Origin of the sequence: Bradyrhizobium sp. (assembly GCF_016462955.1) — a bacterium.
Classification (GTDB): Bacteria; Pseudomonadota; Alphaproteobacteria; order Rhizobiales; family Xanthobacteraceae; genus Bradyrhizobium.
In genome coordinates this window covers 3,428-6,629 of record NZ_JAEMSD010000381.1, presented here as the reverse complement: position 1 = coordinate 6,629, position 3,202 = coordinate 3,428, and the positions used below count along the sequence as shown (strand labels likewise).

At 65.2% G+C, this 3,202-nt stretch carries 4 protein-coding genes; 1 reads left to right on the top strand and 3 read right to left on the bottom strand.

Annotated features, from left to right (window positions below):
- Positions 1-444, bottom strand: a 444-nt coding sequence (locus JHD07_RS28965) for an aldolase/citrate lyase family protein (RefSeq protein ID WP_291628382.1), incomplete at its 3' end; no start/stop codon positions are given.
- On the bottom strand, positions 444-986 hold the full coding sequence (locus JHD07_RS28960) for a MaoC family dehydratase (protein WP_366865390.1): 543 nt from the start codon (positions 984-986) through the stop codon (positions 444-446). The genes JHD07_RS28960 and JHD07_RS28965, both read right to left, overlap by 1 nt.
- 132 nt (positions 987-1,118) lie before the next feature.
- On the opposite strand from JHD07_RS28960, the gene JHD07_RS28955 reads away from it, so the two are divergent.
- A complete protein-coding gene (locus JHD07_RS28955; RefSeq protein ID WP_291628379.1) occupies positions 1,119-2,285 on the top strand; it encodes an acyl-CoA dehydrogenase family protein in 1,167 nt (388 codons plus the stop codon).
- A gap of 29 nt (positions 2,286-2,314) precedes the next feature.
- Here the strand turns inward: JHD07_RS28955 and JHD07_RS28950 are convergent.
- A partial coding sequence (locus tag JHD07_RS28950; protein WP_291628378.1) for an AMP-binding protein occupies positions 2,315-3,202 on the bottom strand: 888 nt, incomplete at its 5' end.

Genomic DNA, 3,202 nt, shown 5'->3' with positions numbered 1-3,202 from the left:
CATCAGCCCCGCGAGGCGCGAGGACCAGCCTTTGTAGCTGCCGAGCCCGAAGATCGAGCCGGCGGTCTCGGTCGCGACGCAGACGATGCGGGTCGAACCAATCGCAATGCCGGACACCGCTTCGAGAGCTTCGAGCCAGGTTGCGACCTGCCGCACGTCGTCGCCGCCTTGCGATTTCGGTAGCACGATGCCGTCGGGCCTGCCCGGCATCACCGCGGCGAGATCGGCCAGCGTCAGGCCGGTGTCGAGCGCGTTGACGCGGACATAGAGCTGATGCGGGCCGGGGCGGCTCTTCAGCATCGCAAGCGTCAGCGTGCGGGCCTCCGGCTTCTTCTCGGTGACGACGGAATCCTCGAGATCGATGATCAGCGCGTCGGCCTTGCCTTCGCTGGCTTTCTCGAATTTGCGCGGGGAATCGCCCGGCACGAACAGCATCGAACGCATCAGACCGGCCTCCTGTGCATCATCGCCATGCGGCGGCATGTGCCGACGATCTCGTCTTTCTGGTTGAGTGCGTGGTGCTCGAACTCGACGATGCCGGCCCTGGGCCGCGATTTTGAGTCCCGCACCGAAAGCACCTTCGTCGTCGCCCGCAACGTGTCGCCGTGGAAGACCGGCTTTGGAAAGGTGACGTCCGTCATGCCGAGATTGGCGACTGTGGTCCCCAGCGTCGTATCATAGACCGTCATGCCGATCATGATGCCGAGGGTGTAAAGGCTGTTGAAAATGCGCTGGCCGAACTCGGTCTTCTCGGCGAAATGCGCGTCGATGTGCAGCGGCTGCGGATTGAGCGTCAGCAGGCTGAACATGGTGTTGTCCATCTCCGTGACGGTCCGGGTCAGCGGATGCCTGAACTCCTGGCCCACGGAAAACTCCTCGAAGTAAAGCCCGGCCATCGCGGTTTCCTCCTTGCGAAATAACGGCGCGCTCGCAGCCTGCGCCGCATGACCCCATGCATGGTAGACACAGTTCGCGGATAAATTCACGTATCTGTGCGCTGCTTTTCGAGCTAAGAACGCGGGTGAGGCACGTTCGGGCGCAGCAAGCGGCTAACGGTTTGCGCGGAGAATGCGAAGGGAGATGGCGCGGGCGCAGCTCCCGAGGAGGAGATCAAGACCATGGATTTCGCGCTCACCGAGCAGCAGGAAGCCATTCGCGACGCCATCGCCAAGGTCTGCGAGGGCTTTCCCGACGCTTACTGGCTGAAGAAGGACCACGACGGCGGCTTCCCGCACGATTTCCACAAGGCGATGGCGGACGCGGGTTGGCTCGGCATCTGCGTGCCCGAGGAATATGGCGGCTCCGGGCTTGGCATCACGGAAGCCGCGATCATGATGCGCACCATCGCCGAATCCGGTGCCGGCATGTCCGGCGCCTCGGCCGTGCACATCAACGTGTTCGGCCTCAATCCCGTCGTCGTGTTCGGCACCGAGGAGCAGCGCAGGCGCATGCTGCCGCCGATGGTCGAGGGCCGCGAGAAGGCGTGCTTCGCGGTGACCGAGCCGAACACCGGCCTCAACACCACGCAGCTCAAGACCCGCGCGGTCGCCAAGAACGACCGCTACATCGTCAACGGCCAGAAGGTGTGGATCTCGACCGCGCAGGTCGCGCACAAGATCCTGCTGCTGGCGCGTACCACGCCGCTGGAAGAGGTACGCTCGCCCACGCATGGCCTCAGCCTGTTCTACACCGATTTCGACCGCACCAGGATCAAGGTCCACGAGATCGAGAAGATGGGCCGCAAGATCGTCGATTCCAACGAGCTGTTCTTCGAGGACTTTGAAATTCCGATGGAGGATCGGATCGGCGAAGAGGGCAAGGGCTTCGAGTACATCCTCGAAGGCATGAACCCCGAGCGCATCCTGATTGCCGCGGAAGCGGTCGGCCTCGGCAAGCTCGCGCTGTCTCGCGCCACCGAATACGCCAAGACCCGCGTCGTGTTCAATCGCCCGATCGGCAAGAACCAGGGCATCCAGCATCCGCTCGCAGTGAACTGGGTGGAGCTCGAGGCCGCCTGGCTGATGGTGATGTCGGCGGCCTGGCAGTACGACAAGGGCATGCCGTGCGGCGCCGCGGCCAATGCCGCGAAATATCTCGCCGGCGAAGCGGGCTTCTCGGCCTGCGAGCAGGCGGTGATGACCCATGGCGGCTTCGGCTATGCCAAGGAATACCACGTCGAGCGCTACTTGCGCGAAGTGCTGATCCCGCGCATCGCGCCGGTCAGCCCGCAACTGGCGCTGAGCTTCATCGCGGAGAAGGTGCTGGGACTCGCGAAATCGTACTGAACGAGTCTGGCGCAAGCCAGATAGGCGGCCTATTCGGCCGCGATCCGCTCCATCGCGATGGCACGGAGCCTGGCGCGCTGGATCTTGACGCCGTTGGCGCTGTCGGTGACGGGGAAGGCGTCCACGAGATAGATCCGCGCCGGCACCTTGTAGCCGGCGAGCCGCTCGCGCAGGCGTGCGAACAGCATCTCCTGCATAGGCAGCTCCGCTGTCGGGATCACGAAGGCGACGCAGCGCGCCTGGCCCTTGAGATCGACCGCGACGACCTGGGCGTCGGCGACGCCGGCGCAGGATTTGAGCTCGTCCTCGATTTCGCCCGGCGCGACCAGGAAGCCGCCGAGCCGCATCGCATCGCCGGCGCGGGTCTCGTAGACGAAGGAGCCGTCGCCGCGCAGCCGGCCGATGTCGCCGGTGCGGAAGAAGCTGTCGGCGGTGATTGCCTCGCGCGTCGCCTCCGGATTGTTGAAATAGCCGAGGAAGCGTGACGGCGCGCTGATCTCGATCTCGCCGGAGACGCCTTCGGGCGCCAGCTCGCCGGTCTCGGTGTCACGCACGCGCACTTTCGCGTCCGGCGACATCGGCCAGCCGCCGCCCTCGATGCGATCGGCGAAGGCATCGCCGGGGCGGGCGATCGAGAACAGCGCCTGCACCTCGCTCGAACCGTAGAGGCCGAACAGCTTCACGCCGCGCGCTTCAGCCTCCGCCGCCAACTCGCGCCAGCCGGGCTGGAACGCGGCGAAGCCGCAGACTTCAAGGTGCGGAAACGGACGTGGCGCATCTGTGAGCGCGAGGATGCGGCGGAACATCTCGTCGGAGCCGAAAGAGTGCGTGATCCTTTGTTCCCGAAGGATCTTCACGGCCGGCGCCGCCTCGAAGGCGTCGAGTACATGGACGGTCGCGCCGGCTGCGACGAAGCC

Bases quoted from the DNA above. Each gene is read 5' to 3' on its own strand.
- JHD07_RS28955 (WP_291628379.1), top strand. From the start codon at position 1,119: ATGGATTTCGCGCTCACCGAGCAGCAGGAAGCCATTCGCGACGCCATC.